The following is a 16997-nucleotide window of genomic DNA, read 5'->3' as shown; positions in this document are numbered from 1 at the left end:
GCTGCATGGGCTTTAAACTTAAAAAGAAAAATACAGGTGAGAGCACTGGCCGCAAAGGCGGTAATGCTTTTTTAGCTAAGATTCAAACGCAAGTAGATCAGTTATCACGTGTCTTCGGTGATAGTGAGAAATCAAAACCGCTGATCTATGGAGCAGCAGGCTGTCTTTTAGCCGCACTGATCACTTTATTGTATCTTTTTTATAGTGTTCCACGTACCAATGAACTCACTCAAAGTCTGGGTGATTTGCGTCTCCTCTCGCAAACGATTTCGCGCCAAGCGACTGAAGCGACAGCTTCGGGTACGCCTGAGGCCATGAAGAACCTGACTGATTCGCAAAAAGCTTTTGCTGAAAACCTTGAGACAGTTAAAAGTATTCACTCTAACAATGATGCTTTGCAAGCTGTTGATAAACAGTGGACAGAAGTATCCAGCAGTATTGATCTGATTACCTCGCAACAAAAGATTATTAACCAGTTATACGACACCAACATCGCGATTGGTGAAGCGATTCCGGGGATTCAGGCGGAATATAACTTGATGGTCGACCAGATGGCACGTCAAGATATGCCATCGAACCAGGTGGTTATTGCCAAAAACCAGGTATTCATTGCAGAACGTATCTTACGTTCAATCAGTTTGGTACTGACAGGTAATGATGGTTCACGTGAATCTGCGGATGACTTCAGTGCCGATACCGAAACTTTTGGTTCTTATCTGAATGCACAGTTAAATGGTTCTGCTGAACTGGGTGTACAGCGTATTGCTGATCCAACCCTGCGTGAATCTCTGGAAGGCATCAAGGCTGAATATGATGACGTACTGGAATCTGCATCAGCGATTATTCTGAAAAACTCTACACAGATCGTAAAAGTTCGTCAGGCCGCTGCATCTATTTTTTCTCAATCTGATGTGCTTTTAGACAACCTGAATAAATTATCGGGTAACTCTGGTCTTAAAACGGTTGTTCCGGCAGTTCTGTTGATCGCATTATTAGTCGGTTTCTTGTTGTGTGTATTCAAGTTACTTTCTCTGCGTGGCTTGTCGGATAAACAGCGTGTAGGCCGTTTACAAGAAGAATATGACCGTAACCAGAATGCGATTTTACGTTTACTGGATGAGATCGCCGATCTTGCAGATGGTGACTTGCGTTCATATGCAACCGTATCTGAAGACTTTACCGGTGCGATTGCCGACTCGATTAACTTTGCGATCGACCAGTTACGTGATCTGGTATCGCGTATTACTGAAACTTCTCAAGAAGTTGCGCAATATACTGCAACTACACAAAGCATTACCAACCAGTTAGCTGAAGCATCTGAACATCAGGCACAAGAAATTGCCGGTGCTTCTGCAGCGATTAACGAAATGGCATTGTCGATTGACCAGGTATCTGCCAACGCCGATGAATCAGCGGTGGTAGCAGAACGTTCAGTACAAATTGCTGCAAACGGTGCGGATGTCGTACATCGCTCGATTGAGGGTATGGACACGATTCGTGAACAGATTCAGGAAACTTCAAAACGTATTAAGCGTTTGGGTGAATCTTCTCAGGAAATTGGTAACATCGTTGCCTTGATTAACGATATTGCTGACCAGACGAACATCCTGGCATTAAACGCAGCGATTCAGGCATCGATGGCCGGTGAAGCAGGTCGTGGTTTCGCGGTCGTAGCCGATGAAGTACAGCGTCTTGCGGAACGTTCAGCTTCTGCAACCAAGCAGATTGAAGGCCTGGTAAAAACCATTCAAACGGATACGAACGAAGCCGTTATTTCGATGGAACAAACTACATCGGAAGTTGTACGTGGTGCGAACTTGTCTAAAGATGCCGGTGTAGCACTAGATGAGATTCAAACGGTATCGAATAACCTGGCGAAACTGATTGCGAACATTTCTGATGCTGCGAAACTGCAGTCAGCATCTGCAGGTCATATTGCGACCACGATGAATGTCGTACAGGAAATTACCTCGCAAACCACCAGTGCAACCTTCGATACAGCACGTTCAGTATCTGAACTGGCAAACATGGCCGATGCATTACGTGAATCTGTATCTGACTTTAAACTACCAGAATAAAGTCAGACATGATGGGGAAATGTGTCTTGACCGCGGTTGAGACACATTCAGAAAATACAGATAAAGCCTCGACAAGATGTACTTAACTTCATACGTTAGGTATCGCGTGACGGTCACAATTAAGTTTGAGCGCCCTTCTTGGCGGCATAACGTAAGAAGCATGAGCTATGAAAGAAATATTAAAAAATTTAGTTGAAACGACAACGCTTCCTGAAGATAGTTATCTTGACCAAGATGCAGAAATTCTTGAAATTTTTGTTGAGGAAATCGAAGAGATCTTCGTTGAGTTAAATGCTTTATTTCCAGAATGGTTGACTAATCCAGATCATCAAGAAAATCTGAAGACCATTCGCCGCCATTTTCACACCCTGAAAGGTTCAGGCCGCATGGTCGGGGCAAAATCGGCAGGGGAAATGGCCTGGGCGGTTGAAGATACCTTAAACCGGGTTTTGTCCGGTTCGATTCAGCTAACACCGACGGTGCAAAAATTTGCCCAAGCGGTACTGAATGTCTATCAATATGCTTTATATCCAAAATTCAAACATGTACAGCAATTGGATCTCGACCTGCGTCCAATGGTGCTCTTGGGACAACAATTACAACAACAAATTTCGCCTGAGCCTGCATTGGAAGAATTACTGGCATTGGCAGTTCATTTGACTGCTGAAGGTCAGATGACAGGTCTTGAGCTTGCAGACAATGAGCCAAGTGAAGCTGAGCTAACAGTAGCGCCAGTAGAAGTACCGGTTCGCAGTGATATCGAAGAAACTGTGGCGATCTTTATTGAAGAAGCAGAAGAGCATCTGGAAACGATTGCCACCTTCCTTCGCACTGAAGATGAAAAATCACAAGATTATAATGCGCTAATTCGTGCGATTCATACCTTGCGCGGCAGTTCATCCATGGCGCAGATTGACCAGATTTTTGAGGCCAGCTCTAAAGTGGAGCATCTGTTCAAAACCTTGCTACAAGATGAAATTGTCTCAACCTCAAAAGAAACCGCTTTACTGATTCAGTATGCTGAGTTTGTCAGTGACTATCTGCATTTGCTACGTCAGGGCAATACTGCAAAACTGGATGCGGTATATGCCACCTTTGAGCGTGTCTGGAATGATTATGGCTTTGCAGTTACTGAAACCAATAGCATTCAGACGCAAGGTTTGGTGTCTAAACTGGTTGAGCTGGATATTGATCTGTTATTGGATGCCGAGTTTGAATTTGATAAACGCGCCCAAGTCGATTATCCGGAATATATTCAGGCACTCAGCCAGCAGGCTGCGGAATTGCTGGCACATACAGAAAGCCGGGCAGCGCAGGGAATTCATGAATTCACTGCCGATCTGAAATCGGCTTATGATGCGCTGCTTGAAAAGCCAGTGCTGCTAAACAGCGATTATGCTTATGAACTGTTCGCACAGGCGCATCAGGAATTTATTCATTTATTTGATACCTTGGCCGCAGGACAGCGCGTCATTCTGAATGATGAAATTCAAAAAATACTCAGTGAACTGTCTGCATTTGTGCAGCAGGATCTGGAAATATTTGCTGAAGATAATACCAATCAGAATGTTGAGCTAAGCTCAGAGGCCACACAGGTGGCTGAAACTGTCGCGACTGGCAGTGTAGATTTTGCTGGCTTGAGCCAACGCATCGCTGCGGATCGTCAGCAGCAGCAAAGTGCTGAAACCAACCGTGATTTTGATGAAGAATTACTAAGTATCTTCCTGGAAGAAGCGGATGAATTGCTGGCAGGCATTGATGAAGATCTAAATACCTGGAGCAAAAAACAGGACGATACAACCTCGCTGAATAATCTGATGCGTCATTTGCATACCTTAAAAGGTGGTGCAAACATGATCGCAGCATCGCATATCGGTTTGATTGCGCATGAACTAGAAAGTATTTATGAGCGGGTGATCCGTCAGCAAATTGCCGTGACACCTGCTTTAATCCAGATTATCCGTCTGGTACAGGACAACATTTCCGATCGTATTCAATCTATTCGGGAAGACGGTATTGATTATCCTGCACCAGAAGCGATTGCGATTCTGCAAAATATTCAGGCATTGGTTTCTGGACAAGCTGTTGCTGCTGTGGAGAGCGCGAACACTGGAGTTAAAGTTACAGAGGTCGAAGCGACATCAATTTCTGAGCCGCAACTTGAAGAATCCACAGCGACTCAACAGCCAGCGACTGATCTGGCTGAAGCTGAAGAATTACTGGAAATCTTGAAATCTTCTGAGGCTACTGAAGACACACCAGTAGCACGTTCTGAAGAAGACGAACTGAAATCGATTGTTGAAGAATCTTTCCTGGAAGAATCCGAAGAGATTCTGGCGAATGCCGAGAAGCTCCTCAATCAATGGTTTGATCAGCGTAGTGACCGTAGTTTATTGCTGCAATTACAGCGTGCTGCCCACAGTATCAAGGGTGGCGCACGTATGATTGATGTTGAAGAAGTGGCCAGTATTGCCTATGAGCTGGAAACAACATTCGAACAGTTTGCGGTCTATCAATTTAACTCGAATGCCTATGATGGCTTATTGCAGAAAACGCTGGTCTGGTTAAGACAGGCGATTTTCCAGCGTGACTATAACGGTTTTGAGCAGCTGCACAGCAGTCTGAAAAAGATTGCTTATGTGGACGTTACTGCGAAATTGCCTGAGCGTCTGGCGAAAACAGATAATCTGGTAGTCAGCACCGACTTCGGCTTTGTTGAAGGTGATGGTACTGAACCGCCACAGATGATGGGTGAATGGGCGAATAGCGGTACCAGCGATAGTAATAACGAGATGATCCGTATCTCTGCTGATCTGGTCGAGAAGATGATTGACCTGTCCGGTGAGAACTCGATTAACCGTTCGCGTATCGAGATGGACTTGGGTCAGCTAGGCAATACCCTGAACGAGATGGAATTGGCGATCAAACGTCTTGCCGATCAGTTACGTCGAATGGAAGGCGAGCTGGAATCACAGATTATTGCCAAACACGGTTCAGAGAACTCGCGCTATGCTGACTTTGACCCGCTGGAAATGGACCAGTATTCGTCGCTCAACCAGCTGTCTAAATCACTGGCAGAATCTGCATCAGATTTGGTCGACTTCAAGAGTACACTGGCCGACAAGATTCGCGAAACTGAAGGTCTGTTATTGCAACAATCCCGTATTCAGGCCGAGATTCAGGAAAGCCTGATGCGTACCCGTCTGGTTCCATTTGATCGGATGTTGCCGCGTTTACAGCGTATCGTGCGTCAAACCTCGACCACCTTGAACCGTCCTGCAGAACTGATCGTACAGAATACCGAAGGTGAACTGGATCGTAACATTCTCGAGCGTCTGGTCACCCCATTTGAGCATATGCTGCGTAACGCGATTGACCATGGTCTGGAAGATACTGCAGATCGTATCGCACTGAACAAGCCGGAAGTCGGTTCTATTGTCTTGAACATCAGCCGTCAGGGAACCGATGTAATCGTGTCCTTTAGTGATGATGGTAAGGGGATCGATGCGGAGAAGATTCGTGAAAAAGCGCTGAGTCTGGATCTAATCAAAGCGGATCAAGTCATTGATCAGGAAGAAATCCTGCAATTTATCTTCCATCCTGGTTTCAGTACCGCGAAAGCAGTGACCCAGATTTCTGGTCGTGGTGTCGGTCTGGATGTGGTACAAAGCGAGATCAAATCACTGGGCGGCCATGTGTCAGTGAGCTCGGAACTGGGCAAGGGTACGGTCTTTACGATTCGCGTACCGACGACCGTAGCGGTCAGCGATGCCTTGATGGTGAAAGTGGGCGATCAGCAATATGCGATTTCTCTGGCGCAGATTGACCGAATTGTGCGTATTGCACCGACCACATTGGAAAGCTATTTCAACAGTAAAGATGACTATTTCAAGATCGATGGCGCAAACTATAAGCTGCGTTATCTGTCTGAGTTTGTTGGCAACCAGCCGATTCCACGTCTGAATAATGTTGGTCATTCATTGCCGGTGCTGTTGATTAAAGGTAATAGTGGTCAAACCATTGCCTTGCTGGTCGATCAGCTGGTCGGTTCACGAGCGCAGATTGTAGTAAAACCGATTGGACAGCAGTTTGCCAACGTCGGGGTAGTGGCCGGTGCCACGATTCTGGGTGATGGTCAGGTCTGTCTGATTCTCGATGGACAGAATGTTGCCCGCCAGATTCAGGCGACACAGCGTGTCAAACAGCTGAATGATCAGCGTGATGGTTCGCGTAATTCAAATGCACGTCGTCTGGTGATGATTGTCGATGACTCGGTGACTGTACGTAAAGTGACGTCGCGTCTGCTTGAACGTCAAGGCTATGATATTGTCACTGCCAAAGATGGCGTAGATGCGATCGAGCAGCTTGAAAACGTCAGACCGGATCTGATGTTGCTGGATATCGAAATGCCGCGCATGGACGGTTTCGAAGTGACCAATCTGGTTCGTCACCATGATATTCACCGTGACTTGCCGATTATCATGATTACCTCACGTACCGGTGAGAAGCATCGTGAACGTGCATTCAGCTTAGGCGTAACGCACTATATGGGTAAACCGTTCCAGGAAGCGGAACTGTTGGCCAATATCCAGCAACTGATTGCTGAAAAACAGAGGTAATATATGAGTCAGACCAATTCAAGCAATAAAATGGCTGATCAGATTAGCCAGCAGGAACTTCAGCATCTGATTACGGTATCGACCGGATTTATTGATGCCTATATTATTGATTGTCATGGCAAAGATCCGATGTTATTGCCACAAAACATTGTCCTGTCAGCACTGGATAGTAATACCCAGGTTAAGATAGTGGAGTGGCATGAAGCCCAATTGCCGGTCTATGCAGTGAATGATCCTTCACGTCAAAATGGGGTGGCATTGGTGATTGAGGGTGATGAAATCACTCAGCGCTTTGCCTTGATGTGCAATGAAATGCCGAAAACCATCCGGATCCGTATTTCTGAAGTGGTCGATGTCGATCAGCCGGTGAATGATCCTGCCATCTTTCAATATGTGCGCATGAACGAACAGCTGTTCCATATTCCGAATATGACGAATATTCAGGCTGCAATCGGGCTGTAATTCAAACTATAAAATATAAAAAAGGAACTTCATGGAGTTCCTTTTTTATTACGTCATCTATTTATTTAATTCCCAAGTAAGTTGACCAAGATCTGCTCATAAATTTCAGCCAGTGGCTCTAGGTCTGCAATATCGACATGTTCATTGATCTGATGAATCGTGGCATTCAATACACCAAGTTCCAGTACCTGTGCGCCGGTAGGGGCAATAAAGCGGCCATCTGAGGTACCGCCCGAAGTCGATAGTTCAGTTTCAGTCCCCGTCACATTCAGAATGGCGGTTTTAGCTGCATTTACTAGTTCACCAACTGGCGTCAGGAAAGGCAGGCCAGATAAAGTCCAAGAAATGTCATAGTCCACACCATGACGATCCAGAATTTCTAAAGTACGTACTTTGAGTTCTTCGGCGGTCACTTCAGTTGAATAACGCCAGTTGCACAATAGGTTCATGGTGCCGGGAACAACATTGGTTGCGCCTGTACCCGAATTGATATTAGAAATCTGGAAGGTCGTCGCCGGGAAATATTCGTTGCCATGATCCCAGACTGTGTCGCACAGTTCAGCAATGGCTTTAGAAGCGGTATGAATCGGATTCACGGCCAGATGCGGATAAGCCACATGACCCTGTTTGCCTTTGACTGTAAGGTTGGCATTTAATGAACCACGACGGCCATTTTTGACTATATCGCCCAGTTTATTAGTACTTGACGGTTCACCGACCAGACACCAGGTAATTTTCTCATTACGCGCTTCCAGTGTTTCAATCACTTTCACCGTGCCGTTAATCGATGGACCTTCTTCATCTGAAGTAATCAGGTAGGCAATCGAACCTTTGTGATTCGGATATTTTTCAACAAAACGTTCTGTTGCAACTACCATGGCTGCCAAAGCCGTCTTCATGTCGGCACTGCCACGACCATAAAGTTTGCCTTCACGGATTTCTGGTAAAAAAGGATCTGAGTTCCAGGCATCCAGATTCCCTGTTGGCACGACATCGGTATGGCCAGCGAAACAGAAGACCGGACCTTCTGTGCCTTTGCGTGCCCAGATATTATCTACATCTTCAAAGCGCATGGATTCAATATTGAAACCAATCTTCTTTAAGCGTTCAGCCATGATGTTCTGGCAGTCATGATCAATCGGTGTGACAGAAGGCTGACGTAATAGTTGCAGGCTTAAATCGAGGGTAGCGGAAGAGCTCATACGGTATTCAACAGTCGATAATTTTTTCGGCTCTATAATAGGCGAATATAGGCTTGAATGTGAACGACTGATATAAAAAAACCCTATCTGGGATAGGGTTCTGTGAGCGTTTAGGAAAAAACTAGTTTTGACGGATTTCGTCAGAGGTTTTTTCAGCAGTATTGGTTACCGCATCGCCAGCTTTAGACACATCTTTGCCCATGCCTTTTACGGTGTTACAGCCAGTCAATACAAAAGCCATCATTAATGAAGCAGCAAGAATTTTTTTCATCATCATCTCCGTATAATCAATAATAAAATTATTATGATGTGGGACTTAGAGTAGAAAATATACGCTCTAAAAAATATGTGGTTTTCATAGTGCTTCGGTTAATAAATGTAATGCTTTATAGGGGCTTATGCGATGGATGCTGGATCAGCACCGGATTGCGATACATATAAAAGTCATTGCTATCGACCTTTTTATAGAGGCCATCCGTCCACCAGATCGCAGCTGAACTGCTCGGCCGGGCTTGCGGATAAATCCATTCATGTCGTTTCAGACGATAAAAACCGTGCTGTGCAGCAGGAATATACTGTCCCCATAAACCCAGACGCCGTTCTATATTAATCCATGAGGGAATTGGCTGATCGGCATGATGTGTAGGCAAATACAGCTGTCCCTTCAGGACGCAATACCGTTTTTGAATGGGATGCTGCAAAGCCTCATCAAACTGGAATTGTTTTTGTGTGAAATGTTTCATTTTTCTGATTAAAGTATCGGTGCGGTTCAGGCCATACCAATGCGGCAGACTAAAATCGGCTTCGGCCAGATAATATTTCAGTGCTACTTCCCAATGTTCAATCTGTTCTGTAGCAGTATTCAATAGCAGAAAATCCAGCTCACCCAAGGTTTTGGCGCCTTCAATTTTTTGCAGACTATGGCCAAGCAGCCGATAGGGATGGTAAGCATCATCAAGCAACCAGAACCAGACCAGCATTTCAAAACGCAGCCCTAAACGCGTGCTTTTCAGTTGCTGCACAAATTCAATTAATTCTTCTGGGTGCTGATCAAGAAACTCCAAGCGTGGATGATAATGGTCAAGATGTTGCTGCCAGGTCTGGCTGTCATGCAACTCAAAGCGATGTATGAGCTCAAGTTTATCTGGAATATGGGACAGGATATTCGGACTGCCAACAGCAAATGCCAGTTGCCGCACCAGAGGATGTTGATAACGTTGCCATGCTTCTACAAGATTTTGGTTTAAACTGGAAAAGGGCATAGTACAACCTGTGAAAAGTGCAGAAATACAACGGACAGTATCGGAAAACGCTTTATACTACCTGAATTCTGCGGCTAGGGTTGATGTATGAAAGTGTTGTTTTGGCGAAGTCTGGTGGTGCTGTTTGTGATCCTGGGCTTTATCGGTGCAATCCTGCCGGGTATGCCAACAACGGTCTTTTTGATTCTGGCGGCCTGGGCGGCATCCAAAGGCTGGCCGCAAATGGATGACTGGTTATTGAATCATCCCAAATATGGTCCGACCTTAAGAGATTGGCGTGCCCACGGTACTGTACCGCGTAAGGCCAAATGGCTGGCCAGTATCATGATGCTGATCAGCGGGATCATCATGCTGTTTACTACTGCACCCTTGGCCGTAAAAGCCTTTACCAATATTACGATGCTGATCGTCGCGATCTGGTTATGGCGACGCCCTGAACCGAATCAGATCCTTATTCAGCAAAATACAGTTGACCCAGAAAAGACAGATCTACCAACAGCGCCATCTGAAGATAATCAGTTAAACCCTATAAAGCCAAATAAAATAGAGTCTGAGAATAACAAGTCATGAATACCTTGCATCTGGATCAAGCCGATATCCTGATTGATCTTGCCCAACAAAAACTGTATCTGCCCCGTCTAAACAAGCAATATCTGATTTCCAGTGGCAAAAATGGCATTGGTGAAACTGAAAATAGTGGCAAGACTCCTCGTGGCTGGCACAAGATTGCTGAAAAGTTTGGTCAGAATGCTCCCTTAAATAGTGTATTTGTCGCACGTCAGGCGACGGGTGAAATTTATAATCCCCAATTGGCGGCAGAATTCCCGCAGCGGGACTGGATCCTGACGCGCATTTTATGGCTGAGTGGCCTTGAAGCGGGTTTTAATCAAGGCGAGGGCTGCGATACCTATCAGCGTTATATCTATATTCATGGCACCCCAGAAACCGAAAAGATGGGAGAGCCGCTGTCGCACGGCTGTATCCGTATGCGTAATCCGGAGGTCGCTGAATTATTTGACCTGATCAGTGAAGATGCACTGGTCTATATTTCAGAACAGGCATTAGATCTGGGCAGGCTGAATGTTTCGAAAAGCGAATAAAAGTTAGATTTTAAGATTATGTGAAAATGGTTTTGTTTTTATGGACTGAATCTGCTTGGTGGAGACAGCAGAAAAGATTGATTAATCTGATCCAGATGGTATTTTTATCGCATGGAATGGGTTAAATGATTATTTGAAGTTTAGATTTACTGGAATTTTCTGAATAAAAATAAATGACAGTTGAAAGATTACATGAACACAACGTCGAGTATTTTAAAGCTTTGTATAATCCTTAATCAGAATTGGAATATGTCGTGTGGTTAGACTGAAACTTCGCAGGGTAAAACACAAAATTTCGCTTCAATTTTCATTTTGAAAATTAAAAAATTTCGGTAGAGACTTAAAAAATAAACAAAAAGTGTTGTTTTTTTTAACAAACAACCTATTTTTTAATCACTCACACCTAAAAAGTGGAAAACATTCCGAAAAGCGTTTGACAGGCTGTGCAGATTCTCTATAATGCACCCATCAAACGATGATAGACGTTTAGAAAGGGCGCTTAGCTCAGTTGGTAGAGCGTCTGCCTTACAAGCAGAATGTCGGCGGTTCGATCCCGTCAGCGCCCACCAAGCTCTTTCATGTTGAGGCCTTATAGTTGCAGCGGTAGTTCAGTTGGTTAGAATACCGGCCTGTCACGCCGGGGGTCGCGGGTTCGAGCCCCGTCCGCTGCGCCACTTTAAGATCTTGATTTTCGTTTGCCACAATAGCGACATTGTGTAAATGCAGCGGTAGTTCAGTTGGTTAGAATATCGGCCTGTCACGCCGAGGGTCGCGGGTTCGAGCCCCGTCCGCTGCGCCATTTATACGATAGACCTTTTGAGGGCGCTTAGCTCAGTTGGTAGAGCGTCTGCCTTACAAGCAGAATGTCGGCGGTTCGATCCCGTCAGCGCCCACCAGATTCTTTTGCGATGCAGCGGTAGTTCAGTTGGTTAGAATACCGGCCTGTCACGCCGGGGGTCGCGGGTTCGAGCCCCGTCCGCTGCGCCATTTCAAAAGAAATTAAATTGAGGTCCCTGAGCCTGAATTTAATAAACTAAAGATTGACACTCTTTATCAGGGCGCTTAGCTCAGTTGGTAGAGCGTCTGCCTTACAAGCAGAATGTCGGCGGTTCGATCCCGTCAGCGCCCACCAGATTCTTACGATGCAGCGGTAGTTCAGTTGGTTAGAATACCGGCCTGTCACGCCGGGGGTCGCGGGTTCGAGCCCCGTCCGCTGCGCCATCTTAAGATGAAAAGCTTGGATTCCTGAGATCTGAGTTTTCAAGATACCAAGACTACATTCCTTGTTGGTCTTGCGTCATTTAAAACAACGTTGTTGTTTTCTCAGGGCGCTTAGCTCAGTTGGTAGAGCGTCTGCCTTACAAGCAGAATGTCGGCGGTTCGATCCCGTCAGCGCCCACCATATCTTCTTGCTTCAACTCTATTTATTCCTTAGAATCTGATTGTATTATAATAATATTAAGATTTCACGACCATGAGAAATCCCTATCAGCGCAAAGCCGCGACCAAATCCCAAAAAACTGCTTTCGATCCTCAACAGCTTTATAAGCAATATATTGAAGCCATTGTTGCTAATGCTGGCATTTTTGCACTCTATCAGGATGGGTGGGCCTTATGTGCCACGCCGACCGGACAACGCGCATTTGCCTGTTGGCAAAGTAAAGGTCTGGCTCGACTGTTGATTAAAGACAATTGGGAAAATTACGAGATTCAGGAAATTGGTCTCAAGGATTTTGTAGAGAAAGTCATTCCCTTTTTACGTCAGGAAAGTACCATTGTTTCGCTTGACCTGACCCCGGAAGGGCAGAATATTCTGGTGGCACCGGAAAAATTATTACTTGATATTAAAAATTATCTGTATCAGATCTATGTACAAAAGCCGGAACTGTTTAAAAATCCGGATATGCCTTTGCCTAGGCAGATCCGTTTAAATTAAATTTATTGTTTTTAAAACAGCTTGTTTATTGGAACAATGAATATTCATTCAGTAGCCAGCCACTTATCAAAGCAAAATATTCGCGTAACCAGGAATTATAGCGAACATTCTGGGGTGTGCTGGCACTCAGGCTGATGACTTGTTGATAACCCTGATGTCTGGCAATGGCACGGGCACGAGGGCTATGAAAATCGCTAGTGACAATCGCAATGGGCTCATTTCGATCAATATGTTGCTGTTTTAGGATTGCCTGAGAATATTGCAGGTTCTGTTGGGTACTTCTGCTTTGATCTTCTAAGCTAATGGGGTTTTTGAGCTGCGGATAGTTCGTGTAGATATAACTTTGCATGACTTCAGCTTCGCTCTGTCTCTCCCGGAAATTTCGTCCACCGGTCATAATGATTAAAGTATTTGGATATCGTTCTGCATATTTTGCTGCGGTATCCAGACGATTTTTTAAGATGGGTGAGGGCTGACCCTGATTAATGCCACTGCCTAATACTAAAATCGCTGCAGCAGGTCGTGCCGGAATATTCGGGTTGATTGACATCTGGATATAAACAAAGAAAGCCGCGACACTGATGATCCAGAATAAAAATCCGCCCCAGAGACTGTTCCAGAACAAGGTTCTGAATCGGGAATTCTGTTTCCAGCGCTGAATAGATGAAAAAAATAAGGCGTACAGGATGAGTGCCACCCCAATGAAGATCGACAGGGCAATAGCAAAATGCCTCTGACCTTGGCTCAGTAACCAGACGCTATTGAGACATAGAATCAAGCCAGAGATCAGGCTAAGACTTCGTTTAAGTTGATTGAGCATCCAGGGTTCCTTTTTTCTTATTCATATTCTTATTATTGCTTTTGCATCTTCAATAAAAACCGGGCCATTGAGCCCGGTTTTTAGCATATCAGGTTATCTTAATATACATCACGGCGATAACGTCCATCCAGACGTAATTGATCTAACATCGTTTCACCGAGAATCTCAATCAGGGCCTGATCCACATCGCTGGCCATGCCATTGATGCTACCACAGACATAAATCACTGCACCTTGAGCAATCCAAGCTTTTAGTTCTTCAGCCTGTTCACGCAGTTTATGGTGTACATAAACTTTTTCCTGCTGGTCGCGCGAGAATGCAAGATCGAGACGTTTCAGGGTTCCCATTTGCAGCCAGGCCTGAATGGTTTCTTCAAAGAAGAAGTCGTGTTCACGCTGACGTTCACCGAAGATCAGCCAGTTCTGGCTATAGTCCTGACGGTTACGCGCACTGAGCAGACTTAATAGTCCGGCAATGCCGGTACCATTACCAATACAGATAATCGGGCGGTTGTCATCAATCAGGTGGAAAGATTCATTGCTGCGAATACGCAGTGCAATGGGCGCATTGAGAGCCGCATGCTGGGTCAGCCAGCCTGAACCCAATCCCAGATTACCACTAGCATCGGTTTGCTGACGTACCACCAGACGTAAAACCTGCTGGCTTGGAATACTGGCAATGGAGTATTCACGTGTTGCCAAAACCGGTAATTGCGTGAGGAGCTGGTCCAGAGAATCAAAAGGTTCAGCCTGAGTCAGATCACGATCCCAGAGTGCCTGTTCAATATTCTGTTGCATAGAAGGTACTTGTGTACCCGCTGCTATCTGGTGCTTTTGCATAAATGCATGAATACGTTCTGGGCTATTTCCTGGCTGAATCTCGGCAATATCACCTGCTTGCCAGACGGCTTCATGCTCAGGGGTCAGTTCGATATTGAAGGCAGGCGCACCCAGACTACCCGGATTGAGGACTTCACGTTTACTCAAACTCCAGTGATCAAAGGTCTTATCGATACTCATCGCTTGTAGCTCAAGTCGAGTGACTTGTGCCAGTGCAGTATTCCATTGCTGGATATGCTCGTTATTGGCATTGTCGACTTCAATTGTATTGAATAGCTGCTGGGCACCATTCTGTTTTAACCACTGATCAATACGGTGACCAAAACTGCAATAGCTGTCTGGATATTCCTGAGAACCTAAGGCCAATACAGCATAACTTAAATGACTGAGATCAGCTTGAGCAGACAGGATTTTTTTCTCAAAAGAAGAAGCCAGATCCGGTGCTTCGCCCGTGCCATAGGTACTGGCAACAAATAATACCTGTTCAGTTTGCTGTAAATCGGCAAGCGTCAGCTGTTGTACCGGCTTGACGGTTACCGGTTGACGCGCTTCCTGCAGGGCAGTTGCTGTACGCCAAGCCAGCTGCTCAGAAACCCCTGTTTGTGACGCATACGCGATGAGCCACGGTTTGGAATTTTCATCTAGGTTTACTAAAGTCGCACCCTGACGTGCTGCCAGCGTTAAGCGTTTCTGTTTGCGACGTTTCAGATAGAGCATCCAGCCGGTCACAAAGAACAACGGCATCAACAAGGCTGCGACCATGGTAAAGAACTGGTAGATCGGGCCGAAGAAGCTACCACGATGCACCGGTAACATGCTGCTCATAATTTTTTCATTGAGCTTTTTATCTTCATACAGCTCAACTTCGGTAAATTTAGCTGTCTGATAATTATAAGTGGCACTGTTTCGTGCACGTTCATGCTGAGCGACTGGATCGACGAAGCTCAGTTGCATTTCACCATCAGATTTTTTCGGAAGGTTAAAGGTTACAGTAGAATACTTATCTGAAAATTCAGTGTTAAAGCCAATCCAGCTATGGTCCAATGCACGGACAGTGGCTTCAGGGCTGAGACCTTCGCGGCCTTCACCACGAGCACCGCGTTCGCCACCTTGGCGGCCTTCGCCTCGTGCTTCACCTTCGGCACGTAGACCTCGTTCACCGCTTGGACGTCCTTCACCACGGTTATTGCCGGCATTGGCCTGCATTTCCGGTTGCGGACGCTCTACACCCAGCACCTTAAACATGCCGTTGCGCCACCAGTCATAAGACCAGTACAGACCGGTACAGGCCAGAATCAGGTAGAAAATCACCACCCAGGTTCCCACAACAGCGTGCAGATCCCAGATAAAATTACGGCCTTTCAGTTGAGGTTTTACAAAGAACCATTGCTTGATCGAATGACGTTTCGGCCAGCGCAGGTACAGACCTGACAAGACAAAAAAGATCAGCATCAGGGTACAGGCACCGGTAATCTGCTTACCCACCGGACCAACCGTCAAATTACGATGCAGTTGCTGAACAAACTGGAAAAATTCCCGACCCTTAATCTCTGGCAAGACTTCCGCAGTATACGGGTTGATCATGATGTTCTGACCACGCCGTGCGCCTTCTTTGGCAACATTCACAGTACTCGAAGCACTCGGATCTTGTGCCACGGTAATACTGTTGATCTTCATGTCAGGCGCAGTACGGTTAAAGTGCTGATACAGCTCGGCAGGCGTGAGTTTGTCACGTTGCTGAACCTGAACCGTATAACTGTCGCTATTCATCCATTTTAATATTTGTTGTTCATAGGAATAGATTGCGCCAGTGACCCCCATTATCGAGAGGATTAAACCTGCTGTAATCCCCAGAAACCAGTGGATTTGGAAAAATGTCTTTTTAAACATGGTCGTCAGATTAAGGGTGAGATCTATAAAAGTGGCAAAATTATAACTGAAGTTTGAGCCCGAATTATAGGTGTTGAGGATAATATTTATTCTCATTATCATTTATTATTTTGAGATTAAAAAAACCTCCATGCCGGGGCAGGAGGTTTTTCACTGAAGAAAGAACAGTTTAGATTTGTTTTGCTGCGCCGACTTCTGCTTCCAGATGCTTGCGAATCGTAGCGAAAGAGAAGTTTTTGCTGTCCAGACGTTTCGGCAGGATATAGGCGCCTTGCTGGCCTTTTACTTTGAAATTGACCAACATGAATTCTGGTGTGTTGTACCATTCATAGATGTCTTTCCAGCTAATCGCGCCAACACCTTCCTGCATGCCCATTTTCTGGCGCATCACGATACCATGCGGTTGCACGCCCAGGCGAACACCTTTGATTTCCTGTACCGGAAATTCATTCATCTTGCGTTTAACATACCATTCCAGACCAAAGGTACGGATCAGGTAATACAACACCACACAGACAATGGCCACCCAGCAGAACACGGTAGAATAGTTCTTCAGGAGCAGAATGCCCAGAATAGAAAGTGCAACAACAGCACCCATGATCAGCCATGCTTTCATGCCAATTTTATTGGTACTACGCCAGATCACCAGCTGAGCATGACGCTGCTCGGCTTCTGAAATTTCATAGTTCACAGGCTGTAGGGTATAAGCGTATAAATTTTTCGCGGTCATAGTGAAATTAGCAGATTTTAAACTGTAAAAAGTTTAGCACTAATTGTACCAATTCAGTG

11 protein-coding genes, 8 tRNA genes and 1 pseudogene are annotated in these 16997 nt (G+C 45.5%); 14 read left to right on the top strand and 6 right to left on the bottom strand.

Annotation, left to right across the window (positions count from 1 at the left end; genetic code table 11):
* The first annotated feature begins 5 nt into the window (after positions 1–5).
* From FTT86_RS02520 to FTT86_RS02510, 3 genes are all read left to right on the top strand, one after another.
* Positions 6–2078 (top strand): methyl-accepting chemotaxis protein, encoded by a 2073-nt coding sequence (locus FTT86_RS02520; protein ID WP_005106253.1) that lies wholly within the window; start codon positions 6–8, stop codon positions 2076–2078.
* A gap of 167 nt (positions 2079–2245) precedes the next feature.
* Entirely contained in the window at positions 2246–6697 is a 4452-nt protein-coding gene (locus FTT86_RS02515; RefSeq protein ID WP_180180482.1) for an Hpt domain-containing protein, read from the top strand.
* Positions 6698–6700: 3 nt separating this feature from the next.
* Positions 6701–7159, top strand: coding sequence for a hypothetical protein (locus tag FTT86_RS02510; RefSeq protein WP_180180481.1), 459 nt, complete (start codon positions 6701–6703; stop codon positions 7157–7159).
* 65 nt (positions 7160–7224) lie between these two features.
* On the opposite strand, the gene dapE is transcribed toward FTT86_RS02510, so the two are convergent.
* From dapE to FTT86_RS02495, 3 genes are all read right to left on the bottom strand, one after another.
* Positions 7225–8361, bottom strand: a complete 1137-nt coding sequence (dapE, locus tag FTT86_RS02505) for a succinyl-diaminopimelate desuccinylase (protein WP_180180480.1) — start codon at positions 8359–8361, stop codon at positions 7225–7227.
* 121 nt (positions 8362–8482) lie between these two features.
* The gene (locus FTT86_RS02500) at positions 8483–8635 is read right to left on the bottom strand and encodes an entericidin A/B family lipoprotein (RefSeq protein ID WP_004280704.1); all 153 of its coding nucleotides are present in this window, start codon (positions 8633–8635) and stop codon (positions 8483–8485) included.
* Positions 8636–8747: 112 nt separating this feature from the next.
* Positions 8748–9623, bottom strand: a complete 876-nt coding sequence (locus FTT86_RS02495) for a DUF1853 family protein (RefSeq protein ID WP_180180479.1) — start codon at positions 9621–9623, stop codon at positions 8748–8750.
* 87 nt (positions 9624–9710) lie between these two features.
* Here FTT86_RS02495 and FTT86_RS02490 point away from each other — a divergent pair.
* The 11 genes and pseudogenes from FTT86_RS02490 to FTT86_RS02440 form a co-directional block, all read left to right on the top strand.
* Positions 9711–10064, top strand: a pseudogene (locus FTT86_RS02490) (YbaN family protein); the annotation flags it as partial.
* 125 nt (positions 10065–10189) lie between these two features.
* On the top strand, positions 10190–10723 hold the full coding sequence (gene elsL, locus FTT86_RS02485; protein ID WP_004731981.1) for a cell wall-recycling L,D-carboxypeptidase ElsL: 534 nt from the start codon (positions 10190–10192) through the stop codon (positions 10721–10723).
* A gap of 493 nt (positions 10724–11216) precedes the next feature.
* Positions 11217–11292, top strand: a tRNA-Val gene (locus FTT86_RS02480).
* 28 nt (positions 11293–11320) lie between these two features.
* A tRNA-Asp gene (locus FTT86_RS02475) sits at positions 11321–11397 on the top strand.
* Positions 11398–11445: 48 nt separating this feature from the next.
* A tRNA-Asp gene (locus FTT86_RS02470) sits at positions 11446–11522 on the top strand.
* Between the two features lie 21 nt (positions 11523–11543).
* A tRNA-Val gene (locus FTT86_RS02465) sits at positions 11544–11619 on the top strand.
* A 14-nt stretch (positions 11620–11633) separates the two neighbouring features.
* Positions 11634–11710, top strand: a tRNA-Asp gene (locus FTT86_RS02460).
* Between the two features lie 69 nt (positions 11711–11779).
* Positions 11780–11855 (top strand) — tRNA-Val (locus FTT86_RS02455).
* A 12-nt stretch (positions 11856–11867) separates the two neighbouring features.
* Positions 11868–11944 (top strand) — tRNA-Asp (locus tag FTT86_RS02450).
* A 105-nt stretch (positions 11945–12049) separates the two neighbouring features.
* A tRNA-Val gene (locus FTT86_RS02445) sits at positions 12050–12125 on the top strand.
* Positions 12126–12197: 72 nt separating this feature from the next.
* Positions 12198–12659, top strand: a complete 462-nt coding sequence (locus FTT86_RS02440; RefSeq protein WP_004645832.1) for a DUF2750 domain-containing protein — start codon at positions 12198–12200, stop codon at positions 12657–12659.
* A gap of 25 nt (positions 12660–12684) precedes the next feature.
* On the opposite strand, the gene FTT86_RS02435 is transcribed toward FTT86_RS02440, so the two are convergent.
* From FTT86_RS02435 to FTT86_RS02425, 3 genes are all read right to left on the bottom strand, one after another.
* Positions 12685–13479, bottom strand: coding sequence for a YdcF family protein (locus FTT86_RS02435; protein ID WP_180180478.1), 795 nt, complete (start codon positions 13477–13479; stop codon positions 12685–12687).
* A 98-nt stretch (positions 13480–13577) separates the two neighbouring features.
* On the bottom strand, positions 13578–16208 hold the full coding sequence (locus FTT86_RS02430; protein ID WP_180180477.1) for a sulfite reductase flavoprotein subunit alpha: 2631 nt from the start codon (positions 16206–16208) through the stop codon (positions 13578–13580).
* A gap of 169 nt (positions 16209–16377) precedes the next feature.
* Positions 16378–16938: a YcxB family protein gene (locus FTT86_RS02425; RefSeq protein ID WP_004280696.1), complete on the bottom strand. Its 561-nt coding sequence runs from the start codon at positions 16936–16938 to the stop codon at positions 16378–16380.
* Positions 16939–16997 lie beyond the last annotated feature (59 nt).

Origin of the sequence: Acinetobacter sp. YH01021 (genome assembly GCF_013420255.1) — a bacterium.
In the GTDB taxonomy this organism is placed as follows: Bacteria; Pseudomonadota; Gammaproteobacteria; order Pseudomonadales; family Moraxellaceae; genus Acinetobacter.
The sequence above is the reverse complement of the archived record's forward strand: the minus strand, read 5'-3'. Positions and strand labels throughout refer to the sequence as shown.

What these genes read in the sequence shown, in the direction of transcription:
- FTT86_RS02520 (WP_005106253.1), top strand. Translation starts at nt 6, where the DNA reads ATGGGCTTTAAACTTAAAAAGAAAAATACAGGTGAGAGCACTGGCCGC.
- FTT86_RS02515 (WP_180180482.1), top strand. Translation starts at nt 2,246, where the DNA reads ATGAAAGAAATATTAAAAAATTTAGTTGAAACGACAACGCTTCCTGAA.
- FTT86_RS02510 (WP_180180481.1), top strand. Translation starts at nt 6,701, where the DNA reads ATGAGTCAGACCAATTCAAGCAATAAAATGGCTGATCAGATTAGCCAG.
- dapE (WP_180180480.1), bottom strand. Translation starts at nt 8,361, where the DNA reads ATGAGCTCTTCCGCTACCCTCGATTTAAGCCTGCAACTATTACGTCAG.
- FTT86_RS02500 (WP_004280704.1), bottom strand. Translation starts at nt 8,635, where the DNA reads ATGATGAAAAAAATTCTTGCTGCTTCATTAATGATGGCTTTTGTATTG.
- FTT86_RS02495 (WP_180180479.1), bottom strand. Translation starts at nt 9,623, where the DNA reads ATGCCCTTTTCCAGTTTAAACCAAAATCTTGTAGAAGCATGGCAACGT.
- elsL (WP_004731981.1), top strand. Translation starts at nt 10,190, where the DNA reads ATGAATACCTTGCATCTGGATCAAGCCGATATCCTGATTGATCTTGCC.
- FTT86_RS02440 (WP_004645832.1), top strand. Translation starts at nt 12,198, where the DNA reads ATGAGAAATCCCTATCAGCGCAAAGCCGCGACCAAATCCCAAAAAACT.
- FTT86_RS02435 (WP_180180478.1), bottom strand. Translation starts at nt 13,479, where the DNA reads ATGCTCAATCAACTTAAACGAAGTCTTAGCCTGATCTCTGGCTTGATT.
- FTT86_RS02430 (WP_180180477.1), bottom strand. Translation starts at nt 16,208, where the DNA reads ATGTTTAAAAAGACATTTTTCCAAATCCACTGGTTTCTGGGGATTACA.
- FTT86_RS02425 (WP_004280696.1), bottom strand. Translation starts at nt 16,938, where the DNA reads ATGACCGCGAAAAATTTATACGCTTATACCCTACAGCCTGTGAACTAT.